General features: G+C 38.0%; 13 protein-coding genes, 1 tRNA gene, 1 rRNA gene and 1 pseudogene. All 16 read right to left on the bottom strand.

What is annotated here, in order from left to right:
• Positions 1–30: 30 nt before the first annotated feature.
• A 16S ribosomal RNA gene (locus SNAG_RS00075) occupies positions 31–1,577 on the bottom strand.
• Positions 1,578–1,812: 235 nt separating this feature from the next.
• Positions 1,813–1,884 (bottom strand) — tRNA-Glu (locus tag SNAG_RS00070).
• Between the two features lie 66 nt (positions 1,885–1,950).
• Positions 1,951–2,196: pseudogene (locus SNAG_RS00065) on the bottom strand (23S rRNA (uracil(1939)-C(5))-methyltransferase RlmD); the annotation flags it as partial.
• A gap of 39 nt (positions 2,197–2,235) precedes the next feature.
• Positions 2,236–4,194, bottom strand: a complete 1,959-nt coding sequence (gene ftsH, locus SNAG_RS00060) for an ATP-dependent zinc metalloprotease FtsH (protein WP_000744576.1) — start codon at positions 4,192–4,194, stop codon at positions 2,236–2,238.
• 15 nt (positions 4,195–4,209) lie between these two features.
• On the bottom strand, positions 4,210–4,752 hold the full coding sequence (gene hpt / locus SNAG_RS00055; RefSeq protein ID WP_096405657.1) for a hypoxanthine phosphoribosyltransferase: 543 nt from the start codon (positions 4,750–4,752) through the stop codon (positions 4,210–4,212).
• Positions 4,753–4,756: 4 nt separating this feature from the next.
• Complete coding sequence (gene tilS, locus SNAG_RS00050; RefSeq protein WP_096405655.1) at positions 4,757–6,034, bottom strand: tRNA lysidine(34) synthetase TilS; 1,278 nt, start codon at positions 6,032–6,034, stop codon at positions 4,757–4,759.
• A complete protein-coding gene (locus SNAG_RS00045; protein WP_096405653.1) occupies positions 6,031–7,299 on the bottom strand; it encodes a serine hydrolase in 1,269 nt (422 codons plus the stop codon). The genes tilS and SNAG_RS00045 overlap by 4 nt, the downstream gene beginning before the upstream one ends.
• On the bottom strand, positions 7,292–7,414 hold the full coding sequence (locus SNAG_RS09945) for an SP_0009 family protein (RefSeq protein WP_000429343.1): 123 nt from the start codon (positions 7,412–7,414) through the stop codon (positions 7,292–7,294). The genes SNAG_RS00045 and SNAG_RS09945 overlap by 8 nt, the downstream gene beginning before the upstream one ends.
• Before the next feature lie 4 nt (positions 7,415–7,418).
• Positions 7,419–7,787 carry a septum formation initiator family protein gene (locus tag SNAG_RS00040; RefSeq protein ID WP_000041917.1) on the bottom strand — a complete coding sequence of 123 codons (369 nt, stop codon included), beginning with the start codon at positions 7,785–7,787 and terminating at the stop codon, positions 7,419–7,421.
• Positions 7,780–8,046 carry an RNA-binding S4 domain-containing protein gene (locus SNAG_RS00035; RefSeq protein ID WP_001234973.1) on the bottom strand — a complete coding sequence of 89 codons (267 nt, stop codon included), beginning with the start codon at positions 8,044–8,046 and terminating at the stop codon, positions 7,780–7,782. The genes SNAG_RS00040 and SNAG_RS00035 overlap by 8 nt, the downstream gene beginning before the upstream one ends.
• Positions 8,047–8,103: 57 nt before the next feature.
• A complete protein-coding gene (gene mfd / locus SNAG_RS00030) occupies positions 8,104–11,607 on the bottom strand; it encodes a transcription-repair coupling factor (RefSeq protein ID WP_096405651.1) in 3,504 nt (1,167 codons plus the stop codon).
• Entirely contained in the window at positions 11,608–12,177 is a 570-nt protein-coding gene (gene pth / locus SNAG_RS00025) for an aminoacyl-tRNA hydrolase (RefSeq protein ID WP_096405649.1), read from the bottom strand.
• Positions 12,178–12,249: 72 nt separating this feature from the next.
• A complete protein-coding gene (ychF, locus tag SNAG_RS00020; RefSeq protein ID WP_001218699.1) occupies positions 12,250–13,365 on the bottom strand; it encodes a redox-regulated ATPase YchF in 1,116 nt (371 codons plus the stop codon).
• 84 nt (positions 13,366–13,449) lie between these two features.
• A complete protein-coding gene (locus SNAG_RS00015; RefSeq protein WP_000285183.1) occupies positions 13,450–13,644 on the bottom strand; it encodes a DUF951 domain-containing protein in 195 nt (64 codons plus the stop codon).
• Positions 13,645–13,708: 64 nt separating this feature from the next.
• The gene (gene dnaN / locus SNAG_RS00010) at positions 13,709–14,845 is read right to left on the bottom strand and encodes a DNA polymerase III subunit beta (protein WP_096405647.1); all 1,137 of its coding nucleotides are present in this window, start codon (positions 14,843–14,845) and stop codon (positions 13,709–13,711) included.
• 158 nt (positions 14,846–15,003) lie between these two features.
• The coding region (gene dnaA, locus SNAG_RS00005; RefSeq protein WP_231906640.1) for a chromosomal replication initiator protein DnaA at positions 15,004–16,365 on the bottom strand (1,362 nt) is incomplete at its 5' end.

The raw sequence follows: 16,365 nt of genomic DNA, 5'->3' as shown, positions 1-16,365 counted from the left end.
CAAGACCAATGTGCAGTTCCTTATCCTTAGAAAGGAGGTGATCCAGCCGCACCTTCCGATACGGCTACCTTGTTACGACTTCACCCCAATCATCTATCCCACCTTAGGCGGCTGGCTCCTAAAAGGTTACCTCACCGACTTCGGGTGTTACAAACTCTCGTGGTGTGACGGGCGGTGTGTACAAGGCCCGGGAACGTATTCACCGCGGCGTGCTGATCCGCGATTACTAGCGATTCCGACTTCATGTAGGCGAGTTGCAGCCTACAATCCGAACTGAGACTGGCTTTAAGAGATTAGCTTGCCGTCACCGGCTTGCGACTCGTTGTACCAGCCATTGTAGCACGTGTGTAGCCCAGGTCATAAGGGGCATGATGATTTGACGTCATCCCCACCTTCCTCCGGTTTATTACCGGCAGTCTCGCTAGAGTGCCCAACTGAATGATGGCAACTAACAATAGGGGTTGCGCTCGTTGCGGGACTTAACCCAACATCTCACGACACGAGCTGACGACAACCATGCACCACCTGTCACCTCTGTCCCGAAGGAAAACTCTATCTCTAGAGCGGTCAGAGGGATGTCAAGACCTGGTAAGGTTCTTCGCGTTGCTTCGAATTAAACCACATGCTCCACCGCTTGTGCGGGCCCCCGTCAATTCCTTTGAGTTTCAACCTTGCGGTCGTACTCCCCAGGCGGAGTGCTTAATGCGTTAGCTGCGGCACTAAACCCCGGAAAGGGTCTAACACCTAGCACTCATCGTTTACGGCGTGGACTACCAGGGTATCTAATCCTGTTTGCTCCCCACGCTTTCGAGCCTCAGCGTCAGTTACAAGCCAGAGAGCCGCTTTCGCCACCGGTGTTCCTCCATATATCTACGCATTTCACCGCTACACATGGAATTCCACTCTCCCCTCTTGCACTCAAGTTAAACAGTTTCCAAAGCGTACTATGGTTAAGCCACAGCCTTTAACTTCAGACTTATCTAACCGCCTGCGCTCGCTTTACGCCCAATAAATCCGGACAACGCTCGGGACCTACGTATTACCGCGGCTGCTGGCACGTAGTTAGCCGTCCCTTTCTGGTAAGATACCGTCACAGTGTGAACTTTCCACTCTCACACTCGTTCTTCTCTTACAACAGAGCTTTACGATCCGAAAACCTTCTTCACTCACGCGGCGTTGCTCGGTCAGACTTCCGTCCATTGCCGAAGATTCCCTACTGCTGCCTCCCGTAGGAGTCTGGGCCGTGTCTCAGTCCCAGTGTGGCCGATCACCCTCTCAGGTCGGCTATGTATCGTTGCCTTGGTGAGCCGTTACCCCACCAACTAGCTAATACAACGCAGGTCCATCTGGTAGTGATGCAATTGCACCTTTTAATTGACTATCATGCAATAATCAATTTTATGCGGTATTAGCTATCGTTTCCAATAGTTATCCCCCGCTACCAGGCAGGTTACCTACGCGTTACTCACCCGTTCGCAACTCATCCAGAGAAGCAAGCTCCTCCTTCAGCGTTCTACTTGCATGTATTAGGCACGCCGCCAGCGTTCGTCCTGAGCCAGGATCAAACTCTCATTAAAAGTTTGAGTTCTCACTCATTTCTGTCACTGACAGATTTATTGTTTTTTTCATTGTTCAGTACTATAACTTCAGTTATAGTGCCCTGCACATTGGTTCGTCTTGTTCAGTTTTCAAAGGTCTTTGTCTCTCACTTCTCTCATGAGCGACAACTATATTAGTATATCACAGCTAGCTCTCTCTGTCAACAAGTTTTTTAAACTTTTTTCCAAGTTTTTTCTAACCACAATATACCCATAGTCCGTACGGGATTCGAACCCGTGTTACCGCCGTGAAAAGGCGGTGTCTTAACCCCTTGACCAACGGACCTGAGCTTTTCGACTCTTTCTATTATACCTACTTTTCTCCCTTTGTCAAGAACTTTTCCCAGTGAATTTAATTTTTCTTCACTAACTTAACCACTTCTTCTGTTCGTGCAGTGCGAGGAAACATATCGACCGACTGGATATACTGCAGATCATAGACAGTTACTATTTTAACCAAATCTCGTGCTAATGTTGAAACATTACAAGATACATAGACCATTTTTTCTGGAACATAGGTCAGAATGGTATCCAATAGCTTATCATCTAAGCCTGTATGAGGAGGGGCAACTATCAGGGCATCTGCTCGGTAACCTTCACATTAGAACATAAAAAGAGAGGTTGAACCTCTCTAAATTTATTTTTCTTCACTCATTTTTGATTTTACTTCATCATAAGATAGGGCGTGAGATTCCTCTTCTACAGTCTCAGGCATTTTTCCTGTTTCGTAAAGAGATTTAATCTGTGTACTATCCAATGTTTCGTATTTCAACAATGCTTCTGCAATCAACTTATGAGTTTCACGATTTGATTGGATAATTTCAGCAGCTTTGTTTCGTGCCTCATTTAATAATGAACGAACTTCCTCATCAATTTCATAGGCTGTTTGTTCTGAAATTGATTTTTGAGGACTTTGTGCACCAAACATAGCATGATTGCCCTCATATTGAACTGGACCTAGTTTTTCACTCATACCGTATTCAGTGACCATTGCACGCGCCATCTGTGTAGCTTGTTCAAAGTCATTTGAAGCTCCTGTCGTTTGGACATTAAAGATAATTTCCTCAGCAACACGACCTCCCATCAAACCTGCTAATTGCTCTTTCATATCTTCTTTAGAAAGAAGCATTTGGTCTTCTTTAGGAAGTGCAATCATGTATCCGCCTGCACGTCCACGTGGTACGATAGTCACTTTATGAACAACACGGGCATTCGACAAGACTAAACCAACAATGGTATGTCCAGCCTCGTGGTAGGCAACCAATTCACGTTCTCTTTGTGATACTGTTTTATCTTTCTTAGACGGTCCAGCAATCACTCTGTCCTCTGCCTCATCAATATCTGAAGCATCAATAACTGACTTGTTGCGACGGGCTGCAACCAAGGCTGCCTCATTTAGAACATTTTCCAAGTCAGCTCCCACAAAACCTGGAGTTTGTTGGGCAACTAATTTCAAATCAACATCTTCTGCTAGAGGTTTATTTTTAGCGTGAACTTTCAAGATTGCTTCACGACCTTTAACATCAGGGCGACCAACCAAGACTTTTCTATCAAAACGTCCTGGGCGGAGAAGAGCTGGATCAAGAACATCTGAACGGTTTGTCGCAGCGATAACAATAATTCCTTCATTACCCTCAAAACCATCCATTTCAATTAAGAGCTGGTTCAAGGTTTGCTCACGTTCATCATTTCCTCCACCGAGGCCGACACCACGTTGGCGACCAACAGCATCAATTTCATCGATAAAGATAATGGCTGGTGCTGCTTTTTTAGCATCCTCAAAAAGAGAACGAACACGACTTGCACCAACTCCGACAAACATTTCTACAAAGTCTGATCCTGAGATGCTAAAGAATGGAACACCTGCTTCTCCAGCAACCGCCTTAGCAAGCAAAGTCTTACCTGTTCCCGGAGGTCCCTCTAAAAGAACACCCGCAGGAATACGCGCGCCAAGTTTGGTAAATCGTTTTGGATCTTTTAGGAATTCAACAACTTCTACTAATTCTTGTTTTTCTTCCTCGGCACCTGCAACATCTGAAAATCGTACCTTGATATCTTCTTTGTTAGCAGCCTTGGCCTTGCTACGTCCAAAACTCATTGGATTTCTACTATTGTTTCCTCCCATATTTCCCATCATAGAGAATAGGAAGAAGAAGAGAATAGCAAATGGCACAACAGAGACAAGGATATTGATCCACATACCACTTGAACTCTCATGTTTAACCGTTACCTCTGCCTTATGTTCAGAAGCAAGTTTTTGCAATTCTGCAACTGTTGAATCAGACGGAAGAATGGTACTTGAGAATCTTTCTACTGTTGTAGCAGCAGGAGTGAAAAATTGAATTCCTGTTTCTTCTTTACTAGTTTTAGGATTTTTATAAACACCAGACACCTCAATAATGCTACCATTCGGCTGATAGGTTAATTCTTTTACATTGTCTGCTGTAATTTCTTTTACCAATTCTGTATAGTTAATTTTTTCGCTTCGTCCCGCAGTATTTCCAGAATAAAAATACTGGAATCCTGTTACAAGGAAGAAGATAATTAACAAGTATAAAAATGGATTTCTAACTAAACCGTTATTTTGTTTTTTCATTAAAGATAGATCTTTCTAATTTGAATAAACTTCTTCTTTCAATACTCCGACATAAGGAAGGTTACGATAATTCTCTTTATAATCTAGACCATAACCTACTACAAACTCATTTGGAATAGTAAAGCAAGTATAATCTGCCTCAATTTCAACAACACGTCCCTCTGGTTTGTCCAACAAAGTCGCGATTTTAACAGAAGCTGCTTCTCTTTCAATAAACATATCTCGCAAATTCTTCAAAGTTTGACCTGTATCGATGATATCCTCTACAAATAAAACATGTCTTCCTTTGATATCTTGAGTTACGTCTTGCTTGATATTGATTACACCACTACTTGCAGTTCCACCATGGTAGCTAGATACCATCATGAAGTCCATCTCAATATGTGTATCAATATGCTTAACCAATTCAGCCATAAAAGGAATCGATCCTTTCAAAATTCCAATAAGAATTGGATTTTTCCCCTCATAGTCTTTGGTTAGTTGTTCACCTAGCTTTTTAGCTGCTTCTGTAATTTCATCATGTGAAACGAGGATTTTTTTAATATCGTGTTCTAACATCTTTTTACCTATCTATTTTTTCTATATAAAGTACAGTGTTCATTATATCATTTTTCGTGTTTTTACTCAAATCACTGGTCGCAATTCCTAAAATTGAGACAATTTCTCCAAATTGCTCAATAATAGGAGCTGTTTTTCGTTTTTCAATAGGGATTTTCAAATCTATAAACAAGCGTCTCAGTTTCTTTCGATGACCATTCAGCCTAATAACATCACCAGGTTTTCGACCTCTAATCCGTATTGAGGTTTCTCGTGAAACATTTATTTTTTGAACAACATCTCCTTCAATAGGAATACCAAAGGAAAATAAATAGCCCTTATGTCGAACTTGATTTTGATAGTGTAACACAAGTTCATCTTCCTTTTCATCAGCCTGAGGACTGATTTTGCAAACTCGAAAATTCTGATACTCTTTTATCAATTCATAGCCATTTTTCAATGGATAACGATACTGGCTTTTCCTTGCTAAAATCTGTCGAACTTCATCAAACTGAGACTTCGTAAGATTTAAGTCTGGGAATTGATTGAGATAGTTCTGGAGCAAGACCCCTTGAGTTTGTTTTGAGTATGAAAAGAGCTCATTCAAATCTTCTACATCAATCTGTTCAGAAAGCTCCGTTATGGCTGCTTGGTAATCTGAAATCTCACTTCCTAGATTTAAAAGAGCAGATCTAAGACGGGGATTTTCTTTTTCAAGTTCTGGTAAATACTTATTTCGAATGCGATTGCGAAAATAGGTACTTTCCTGATTTGTTTGATCTTCGAAATGAGCAATTGGTGGAAAATCCTTTTTATGAAAATGCAACAAGGGACGGATGATTTCAATATTATCAACTACTTGACTTTCTTTTATTCCTATTAAATGACGTAACCGACTTCCACGAATCAAGCGCATCAAAATCGTTTCAACTTGATCATCTGCATGGTGGGCAGTAACCAAGGCAGTCGCTCCAACTTCTTTCATGATTTTCCTAAAAAAATCATAACGAAACTCTCGAGCACGCGCTTCTGAAAAGTCTCCTGAAAAGCTTGTAATATAAATAGGAAGTTCAGCTGCATCAGCTAACTTCCTTAGTTCATTTTCCTCCCAGTCAGACTCACTTCTCTGCTTGTGATTGACATGTGCTAAAATCAACTCAATTCCCAACTCATTTTGATAAGTAGACAATAGATGAAATAAAAACATCGAATCCAGTCCACCAGACAGAGCCAATAGGACTTTAGAATGTTTTTTAAAATACTCTTTTCGGAGAAAATGATTTAAAAAATCCTGTTCCCTCATTTTAGAACCTCATAGACATCCTTGGCTATCTTAGAAATGGTGTCATAATCAGAATTTTTGGTGAAAATAGAAAGAACGAAAGGAGAATCAGTATAGACAATGGCAGTGTCATGTTTAAACTCATCGGCATCTCCAATTTTATGAGCTAGCTTAACCGAAACTCCTTTTGCGATTCTTTGGTTGTCAAAATCAGTCTTACTCATAGACTCTAAGACAAAACCATTCTGATTATAAATAGCTTCCATGACTTTTCCAGCCATTTTTGAAGAAGTCAATTTGTCATTCACATCCCAATCTTCACCCATAATAGTGGACATTTTTTCTTTGAAAGCCCCGTCAGACTGATTGGTCACATAATAACCTAAAATATTATGAGCAACATTATCAGACTCTTTTGTTACCTTGGTAATTAACTGTTGAAGACTGTAATCTTTGCTGTCTTCTTTTTTAGGTAAACTACCACTACCTTCTGGTTTATAGGAACCAGGGAAACTATTTACTTCTGGGATATACTTGAAGCTACTTTCTAGCGTATATTCCCCTTGATTTATCTTATCTTGAGCATAATAAAGATAGGCCAGTTTCAAGATGCTAGCTGCATAGAGTTTGCTGTCTTCATTCACCCCAGCCTCTTTACCTGTACTCAGTTGTTTAACATAAATAGAATAATTTTCATTCTGATAGTTGTTTGATAAAACTTCTTGAACCTTCTGGATGCGATTGTCTTCTTCTGAGACGAACCCTTTTGATACCCACCCAACTTGATCAATATGAAGAAATTCTTGTCCCTCAGCAAAGAGGGTTCTATCCACTAGTACGTGTTGATAGGGGGAGAGGGTAGAAGAAATTTCTTTAGTGCCATAAGGGCTGTTATAGATAACAAACCCCGGTTCCAACCATACTTGTCTATTTTGAGTTTGAACTTGACTTTGATCATAGACCAACCGCTTATCTGCAAGGATAAACTGGTGATTATCTAATTTAAAAACAGGAACACCTTGTCTATTCAAACGCCACTCTACTATTTTAAAGGTGGTTCCAGGAGTCAATTTACCAGACTCCTTGACAAGTTCCTCATTAGCATAGACAGCTGTTTCTCCATATACCATTGGGGATTCCAGAGTTTCTTTATAGTAGAATCCATAATCAGACTCGGTTAGATAATAAATTTCTTGTGAAGAGTAAGGAAGCTGTTTTTCTGTGCTAACTACTCTTGAGGTTATGATAAAAGCAGGTAGCAATAAAACTACTAAGAACTTACGCATTCTTCTCTTCCCTTTCTTCTTGTAATCGTAATAAATGATTTTTAGCTGCTAATTCTTCTAGTTTTTCATCTGATAAACTTAGAAACTGCTCAACAACTTCTAATAAATTTTCCATGACATTACCTCGGAAGCAAATCAGGAATTGTGTAAATCGCTTCTCGTTTCTTTGAGTAATAGTACTTGGCGCGTGCATATTTTGCTACATAGTCTTCATCTTTCAACTTTGCAGCAAAAGCGGATTCCTTATCCTTTTCATCACTGAGAGTTTGATACTGTTCTTTCAACTCTGTCAATTGCTGACGACGTTGCAGTAACTGATTATAGCTTTGGGCCAGATTATAGGTCGGTAAAATAAACAATAAAATCATCAAAATAAGAACCCAACCCATAAAGCGATTCCTCTTTTGTCTTTCCTTCATCAGGTAGCGACGACGTTGGTGTTCATTTTGAATAAAAGGATTATTCATTTGTACAATATTTTTAGACATTTTCTTCTACCCGTGTTTCACTGATAATTTCATACATGCCTGCTGCATCTTCTTTTTTTGTACTATCTTTCATCTCCAGTACTTTTACAAGCAACAACTTATTTCCAAAGCGAATTTCAACTTGGTCATCAACTTTCAAATCTGTTGAACTTTTGGCCAAAATTCCATTTACCTTGATTCTACCTTTATCTGCTACTTCCTTTGCGACTGTGCGGCGCTTAATAATTCGTGATACTTTTAAATACTTGTCTAATCTCATTTTTATTACCTCAAATTATTATTGTACCATTTTTATCCCTTTTATAGAAGAAAAACGTCAAAGAGAATTAGCTTCCTTTGATTCTTTTATCTCTAATAAACTTTCTCCAAAAATCATCAGCCCTTCTAAAATTTCATAATCCTTCTTGTTTCGGACATCAAATACAACTTCCATTAATCCTCTATTCTCCGCTATAGCTGCTTTTAAATTGGTTGCAGATAGGGATTTAAAGTAATCTTGAGCCAAAAACAATCGTTGAGTGATTTTTTCAAATTGAACTGTAATCTTATTGTCTTTTCTTTCCACACGTTCTACAAATACCTTATCCAAGTATGATTTGACCAAACCAATCTCTAAAAGGTAGGCTACTACATCTGGGTATTCTCCAAAGCGGTCCATCAACTCTTCTTGTAGTTCTTCATAGTTGACACGGTTGTCAATTTGACGAATTTTCTTGTAAATTTCAATCTTATGTCGTTGGTCAGAAATATAAGTATCAGGAAGATAAGCATCAATTTGTAAAATCAACTCAGCATTTCCTTTATTTCTTGTGTTCTCAGTGCCATTGCGTTTAGCAATAGCTTCCTCTAATAACTGTGAATACAATTCAAAACCAACAGAATCAATGAAACCTGATTGGGATTTTCCTAAGAGGTTTCCTGCCCCACGGATAGAAAGATCTCGCATCGCAATCTTAAATCCAGATCCCAATTCTGTAAATCCTTTGATTGCTTCTAATCTCTTTTCAGAGACTTCACTGATTGATTTTTCTGGACGATACATGAGATAGGCATAAGCAATGCGATTACTACGACCAACTCTTCCTCTTAATTGATACAAGGTTGACAAGCCCATATGATCTGCATTTTCAATAAACAGGGTATTGGCGTTTGGAATATCAACACCTGTTTCAATAATAGTAGTTGTCACCAAAATATCATATTGACCTTCAATAAAGTCCAATAGAGTGTTTTCTAACTGAATTTCACTCATTTGTCCATGAACAAACCCAATCGAAGCTTCTGGAATCAACTCCTGTAATTCTGAAACCTTCCGATCAATAGTGTCAACTTTGTTGTAAAGATAGTAAACTTGACCTCCACGCTCCATTTCACGCAAGACTGCATCACGAATCACACTATCATTCTTTTCCAAAACATAGGTTTGCACTGGATAACGATTGGTCGGAGGTGTTTCAATAACAGACAAATCTCGGATTCCCAACATAGACATATGAAGAGTACGAGGTATTGGAGTTGCTGTCAAGGTTAAGACATCCACTTGTTTCTTCAGTTCTTTCAACGTTTCCTTATGCTTGACACCAAATCGTTGCTCTTCATCAATAATCATCAATCCCAAATCTGAAAACACAACATCTTTTGACAAAACACGATGCGTTCCAATCAAAATATCGACTTGACCATTCTTTAATTTTTCAAGTGTCTCTGCCTGCTCTTTTTTACTTCTAAAACGACTCAACACATCAATATTAACAGCAAAATTTTGGAATCTCTCTTTAAAATTTGTATAGTGTTGTTGCGCTAAAACCGTCGTCGGAACTAGAACGACAACTTGTTTATGATCATTGACCGCCTTAAAAGCAGCTCGCATTGCAACCTCAGTCTTCCCAAAGCCAACATCCCCAACTAAAAGTCGATCCATGGGATGAGAATCCTGCATATCTCTCTTAATTTCCTCAATACTACGAAGTTGATCATCCGTTTCAATATAAGGGAAAGCATCATCAAAAGCATGTTGCTCATCATCATCAGCTGAGAAAGCAAACCCCTTCAACTGACTACGCTCAGAATAAAGCTTGATTAAATCGTCAGCTATATCCTCTACCTGGTTCTTAACTTTTTGCTTGGCCTTTTTAAAATGACCATCATTTAATTTATTAAGTTTTGGCGCTTTACCGTCACTTGAAACATATTTTGACAGTAACTGAATCTGCTCAACTGGGATGGAGATTTGATCCCCATTTTGATATTGAACACTGACATAATCACGGTGAATCCCTTTGATTTCAATTGTTTCAATGCCTAGATATTGACCAATTCCATGAATATGGTGAACAACGTAGTCCCCTTTTTCAAGTTCATTATAATCTTTTAATCGCTCTGCATTTGACGCATGTTGTCTTCTAAAACGACGTTTTAATTTCTTTTGAAAAATCTCATGTTCAGTGATCAAGAGAATTTTTTCATCTACAAAATGAAAACCATGTCTTAGATTACCCTCAATCAAGTTTACAGATTCTTTACAGATACTTGACTTATCTCTGTAATCCAATTTAATCTGGTATTCCTCTAAAACATCCTCCAATGTTTTACTTCCCATTGAATTGCTAGACTGCAAGATAATAGTGTAGTCCATTTTTTTATATCGCTCAATTTCTTCTTTAAGAAAAGAAAATTGATTGAAAAACTCCTGCATAGGATATTGATTAAATTGATAAATGTGATCAAATTTGAGATTTCCTAATCCTTTTTGTAGATTTGAGAAAAAGGTAACTGGACTTTGTTTTTTATAGGTTTGCTCTGTATCTGCAAAATACTGCATGTCAGAAAATGCTTTACCATTCTGTAAATCTTCTGTAAAGTATTGTGCTAATTCTCTTTCAAATGCTTCATACTGATTCATCAATTTTTGATAATCATCAAAGAATACTGGTGTATCTTTTTCAATATAATCAGATATAGTCCATGTTTTATGGTAACATAAAGATAAAAACTTTCGACTATCTGAATGTACTTGTTTTTGATGAAAACTTGACAAAATTTCTTCTAGATAGGATTTCAAAATCGGTGATAGAGTCTTCGAAATTTGCTTTTCCAAAGCTGACTGACCTTGTCGATAATCCTTTTCTCTTAAAAGCATATCACTAGCTGGAAAGATAGTGAGTTCTGTTTGATTTTCTTTTGATAATTGTGTTTCTACTTCGAAAGTCCGAATTCCATCTACTTCATCACCAAAAAACTCGATTCGGAAAGGTTCTAACTGAGACATCTCAAAAATATCTAAAATATCTCCTCGAATACTAAACTCACCTTGTGTCTGTACTTGAGTAACTTTTCGATATCCAATTTCCTTTAACCGGTGAAGTAGCTCGCGTTGGTCATATTCTTCGCCAACTGCAATTTTTATAGTACTTTCTTTAAATCTAGTCGGAGAGGGTAAAATTAACCGACTCGCTGCGATATTACAAACTAAAATCCCTTTCTTAGACGGATCACTCAAAAAACGCAAGGCCTCAACCCGCGAAATGATTTTTTCTTGCGAAGACATCAAAAACTCTACCATAGGAGAGTCATCAACCAAAAATGGATAGACAAGTTCCTCTCCTAAGAGAGAAAGAAGATCACTGATAATTCGTTCTGCTTCTCCATAAGTTGAAGTCAGTAACACAATCTTATTTTCTTTTTCTAGACTGCTTGCAATTGCAAGAGCCTTGGTAGAAGTTGACAGACCTAGTATTAGTTGTCTTTTCTTATCTGTCAGATTTTGATGCCATTTTTCTATCTGATTATTTTCTGAGAATAAATCTAATAAAGTCACCATTTATCCATTATACCTCTGCATTGTTTTTTCAAAGTTTTTCTCTTGTAAATAGTAGTTTACAGCTTTGTCAACCTTGTCAATTGACTGTAAAATACCTACATAGTCATCCTGATCAAACTTACTTAAAACATGGTGAACCACTGACATTCCTTTTTTAGGTCTTCCGATACCTATTTTAACACGGTTAAAGATCTGAGTACCTATATGTTGAATAATAGATTTGATCCCATTATGACCACCTGCTGATCCCTTAGCTCTTAAGCGAATTTTTCCAACTTCCATGTCAAGGTCATCGTAAATAACCAGTAAGTCTTCAATATCCAAACCATAGTAAGTCAATAAAGCATGAACCGCTTTTCCACTTTCGTTCATAAAGGTCGTAGGTTTGACAAGATAAATTTTTTCTCCATTGAGGAAAAAAGATGCTAGGTCAGCTTGAAATATCTTATCGTGTGTAAAAGTGACATTTTGTTTTTTAGCTAATTGGTCAATCAACATAAAGCCAACATTGTGCTTGGTTTCAAAATATTTATCCCCTGGATTTCCTAATCCAACAAGTAATTTAGTCATTTATTTTCCTTTCAAAAGCCAAAAGGGTTGGAATTTTTTTCCAACCTAATTGACACTATTTGTTAAATGTTATTAGACATTAAAGCGGAATTCCATGATATCGCCATCTTGAACGACATATTCTTTTCCTTCTTCACGCAAGCGCCCAGCTTCTTTTACAGCCTTTTCAGATCCGTATTTCACCAAATCATCATAAGACATGGTTACTGCACGGATAAATCCTTTTTCGAAGTCAGAGTGGATGATACCAGCAGCTTGAGGAGCTTTCATACCACGCTTAAAGGTCCAAGCACGGACTTCTTTTTCACCAGCTGTAAAGTAAGTTCCAAGTCCAAGCAAGTGGTAAGCAGCTCGAGTCAATTTATCAACACCTGATTCTGTCAAACCAAGTGCTTCAAGAAACTCTTGCTTATCTTCATCATCTAACTCAGAAATTTCTTCTTCAGCACGCGCGGAAATAACTACTACTTCAGCATTCTCTGTCGCTGCAAATTCACGAATTTGTTTGACATAGTCGATAGAGTCTGGATCTGAAACGACATCCTCATCTACATTAGCAACATAAAGAACTGGTTTAGTCGTCAAAAGGAAGAGACCTTTGACTACTTTTTGTTCTTCATCTGTGAATTCAATGGTACGTGCTGATTTTCCATCTTCAAGGACTGGTTTAATTTTTTGAAGGACATTAAACTCTGCTACTGATTCTTTATCTTTTTGCGTACGCGCCATCTTTTCTACACGCGCATAGCGTTTATTTACTGACTCTAGGTCAGCAAGAATCAACTCCAAGTTAATGGTATCAATATCTGCAAGTGGATCCACAAAGGCGTCTTCACGTCCTTGCTCGCGCATAACATTTTCATCATCAAATGCACGCACAACATGAACAATCGCATCTACTTCACGGATGTTGGCCAAAAATTTATTCCCTAGACCTTCTCCTTTTGATGCGCCTTTTACAATTCCTGCAATATCTGTAAATTCAAAAGTTGTTGGGACTGTCTTTTTAGGAGTAATCATTTCAGTTAGTTTTTGTAGGCGTTCATCTGGAACTTCTACCATTCCAACGTTTGGATCAATAGTCGCAAATGGGTAGTTTGCTGCCTCTGCTCCTGCTTTTGTAATTGCATTAAAAAGGGTTGATTTACCAACGTTTGGCAAACCAACGATACCTGCTGTTAAAGCCATAGTTTCTCATTCTCCGTTCTCATTTCAATCCCTAACATTATAACACAAAAAGGGAAAACTTGCTAACTCTCTAACTAAGGGTTCTTAGTCAATAATCTTATTCATTTTTCGTTCAAAATCATGGCGGCTCATCATAACAAGGTGGTCGCAATTGCTACATTTGATTTTGATATCTGCCCCAACACGTGTAATTTCCCAACGATTGGCTTTTTTACCAGTTGATTTAATGGTACAAGCATGTGGCTTTTTCATTTCAACAAAATTTCCAACTTGATACATACTACTCTCCTTTTCTTTTTCGATTATATCATAAAAGAGGCGAGCTAGGCTCAACCTCTTTCACTTAATTTGTACGAACTGGAGTAATGAGCTGCATGAAGTCTTCATCAGTATCTGCTGGAACAAGAGTGAATGGACGAACAGCTGAGATAAAGCTGATAGTTACTTTTTCGCTATTTAAAGCCTTGAGGGAATCAATCAAGTAAGTCGGGTTGAAACTAATAGTCAAATCATTCCCAGTAACCTGCTCAGTATCGATTTCTTCGTTTACTTTACCAACTTCAGGAGAATGAACATGGGCGCTAACAACACCACCTTTAATTTCAAGCTTCACAGTACCATTTTGAGTCGCACTTGATAAGAGACGAGCACGTTCCATTGAATGACGCAAGTTGACAACATCAAAAGTTACTGTCGTATTAAAGTCAGTTGGAATCAAACGATCTGTATCAGGATAGTTTCCTTCTAGGAGACGAGTGTAGAAGCTAATATTTTCACTTCTAAAGAGGATTTGATTATTTGCAAAGAAAATCTCCACATTTTCAATATCATCCGTAAATACAGCTGAAAATTCGCGTAGAGAGCGACTAGGAATCACCACATCAAAATCATCACCATTTTTTTCAAGAGTCAATTTTTTCTGGCTAAGGCGATGAGAGTCTGTTGCAACTGTCTTTAGTTCCTTGTGATTGCTCAAAACAAAATGGACACCAGTCAAAATTGGACGACTTTCTTGCGTACTTGCAGCAAAAGCTGTTTCATTGATAATTTTCTTGAGTAGTTTGGTTTCAAGAACCAAAGGTGTGCTTGCTGAAATTTCTTGGATGCGTGGGTATTGTTCGCTATCTTTTCCTTTTAGAGTGATTTCTGATTTGCCACTTGTTAAGACAATTTGTTTTTGTTCAATCTCTTTGAAATCAAGGGTTACATCTGGAAGACTGGATACAACATTGATAAAGAAAGAGGCTTCAAGAAGAATCGAACCTAAGGAAGTAATTAAAAGACCAGCATCTTCATTCTTTTGAGAAATGAAATTTTCAATGGAGATTTGCCCATTTGATCCAATTAAAGTAATTCCTTCATTGGTAACATCAATTTTGATTGTTGATAAAATTGGAATAGCATTTTTAGAGCTAATTGCTCGTTTTGTGGTATTTAAGGCTTGTAGAAATAAATTTTTATTAATTGAAAAATGAATCATGGATTCTCCTTTATTTATTCTTAGTATTAGAAAGTTAATAGTAATAATAGAGTCTGTGAATTCTGTGGAAAACTGATTTCTATTTAGTAAATTCAAGATTCCTAGCTTGTTTAAAAAATGTGGATAAAAAAGATAGGAAAGTGAGAGTTATCCACAAGCTACTTAATTTTCTTTTTGATTGATTCTACTTCTAAACGTAAATTATCGTCTTCGTCAATCAATGATTTTATTTTAGCATGAGCATGAATCACGGTAGTATGATCCTTTCCGCCGAATTCTTTTCCGATTTTAGGAAGACTATTATCTGTCAGTTCTCTAGCTAGATACATAGCAACTTGACGCGCCAAAACGATGTTTTGAACTCGTCTCGTCCCCTTCATTTCTTTGACACTCACTCCATAAAAATTACCAACTTCAGTTTGGATTTTTTCAATTGGAATAACAAGCATCTGGCGGGCATCTTGTTTACGTGCTCTGATAGCCTCTGCAGCGATATCAATAGTTATATCCTTAATCTTCTTGACTCTGGCAATTAAAGTGATATCGTTGATTGCTCCTTCCAATTCTCGAACATTTGAGTCAAATTGGCCAGCTAGGTATTCTAGGGTATCGCTTTGGAAATGGTAATCTAAATGCTCTGTTTTACTTTGAAGAATGGCGATACGTGTTTCAAAGTCAGGAGGGGTGATATTTTGTGTTAATCCCCAGCTAAAGCGCGTGACAAGTCTCTCTTCAAGGCCTTCTAGGTGTTTAGGGCTACGATCACTGGTTAGGACAATCTGTTTCTGCTTATCATGAAGAGCATTGAAGGTATTGAAAAATTCTTCCTGGGTTGCGACTTTTTTGCCACTGAGAGATTGGATATCATCGATCAATAAGAGATCAAGACTACGGTAAGTCTTTTTGAACTTTTCCATTTCCCCAAGTCGCAAGTGTTCAAGAAAGTCATTGATAAAGCTTTCAGCAGGAATGTACTTGACACGCGCATCAGGAATATTCTTCAAAATCTCATTTCCAATCGCATTAAGTAAGTGAGTCTTTCCAAGCCCAGGTCCTCCATAGATGAAAAGAGGATTGTAGGTTAGAGCTAAATCTTCTGATACAGCTAACGCAGCGGACACCGCCCAAACATTTCCATCACCTTGAATAAAGTTATCAAAGGTATATTTTTCTTTTAATCCCGTTTCAGAATAGGGAATCGTTGGTAGTGCAGGTGTATAATCGTAAGTAGAGACACTATTTGTATCATTTACTTGAGGAGATTCTGTACTCTGAGGTTTAGTGAAAATATAGTGAGGTTTGATTTCAGAATCATAAATTTCAAAACCAGCAGCAATAATAATATCTTTTAATTGCTTTTCCCATACCATTTCCATCTCTGTTCTCGGTAGAAATATAGTAGCTGTATTTTCTTCTACTTTGATGAGTTCAGCAGGTGTAGCATAGAAATCATACATAGATCGCGTCAATCTTTCTTGAGCAAATTCTAAAATACGATTCCAAAATTGCTTTTCTTTCAA

This window comes from Streptococcus sp. NPS 308, from assembly GCF_002355895.1.
Taxonomy (GTDB): Bacteria; Bacillota; Bacilli; order Lactobacillales; family Streptococcaceae; genus Streptococcus.
The sequence above is the reverse complement of the archived record's forward strand: the minus strand, read 5'-3'. Positions and strand labels throughout refer to the sequence as shown.

Excerpts from the sequence above, each read along its gene's own strand:
- ftsH (WP_000744576.1), bottom strand. The coding sequence starts at position 4,194 with ATGAAAAAACAAAATAACGGTTTAGTTAGAAATCCATTTTTATACTTG.
- hpt (WP_096405657.1), bottom strand. The coding sequence starts at position 4,752 with ATGTTAGAACACGATATTAAAAAAATCCTCGTTTCACATGATGAAATT.
- tilS (WP_096405655.1), bottom strand. The coding sequence starts at position 6,034 with ATGAGGGAACAGGATTTTTTAAATCATTTTCTCCGAAAAGAGTATTTT.
- SNAG_RS00045 (WP_096405653.1), bottom strand. The coding sequence starts at position 7,299 with ATGCGTAAGTTCTTAGTAGTTTTATTGCTACCTGCTTTTATCATAACC.
- SNAG_RS09945 (WP_000429343.1), bottom strand. The coding sequence starts at position 7,414 with ATGGAAAATTTATTAGAAGTTGTTGAGCAGTTTCTAAGTTTATCAGAT.
- SNAG_RS00040 (WP_000041917.1), bottom strand. The coding sequence starts at position 7,787 with ATGTCTAAAAATATTGTACAAATGAATAATCCTTTTATTCAAAATGAA.
- SNAG_RS00035 (WP_001234973.1), bottom strand. The coding sequence starts at position 8,046 with ATGAGATTAGACAAGTATTTAAAAGTATCACGAATTATTAAGCGCCGC.
- mfd (WP_096405651.1), bottom strand. The coding sequence starts at position 11,607 with ATGGTGACTTTATTAGATTTATTCTCAGAAAATAATCAGATAGAAAAA.
- pth (WP_096405649.1), bottom strand. The coding sequence starts at position 12,177 with ATGACTAAATTACTTGTTGGATTAGGAAATCCAGGGGATAAATATTTT.
- ychF (WP_001218699.1), bottom strand. The coding sequence starts at position 13,365 with ATGGCTTTAACAGCAGGTATCGTTGGTTTGCCAAACGTTGGTAAATCA.
- SNAG_RS00015 (WP_000285183.1), bottom strand. The coding sequence starts at position 13,644 with ATGTATCAAGTTGGAAATTTTGTTGAAATGAAAAAGCCACATGCTTGT.
- dnaN (WP_096405647.1), bottom strand. The coding sequence starts at position 14,845 with ATGATTCATTTTTCAATTAATAAAAATTTATTTCTACAAGCCTTAAAT.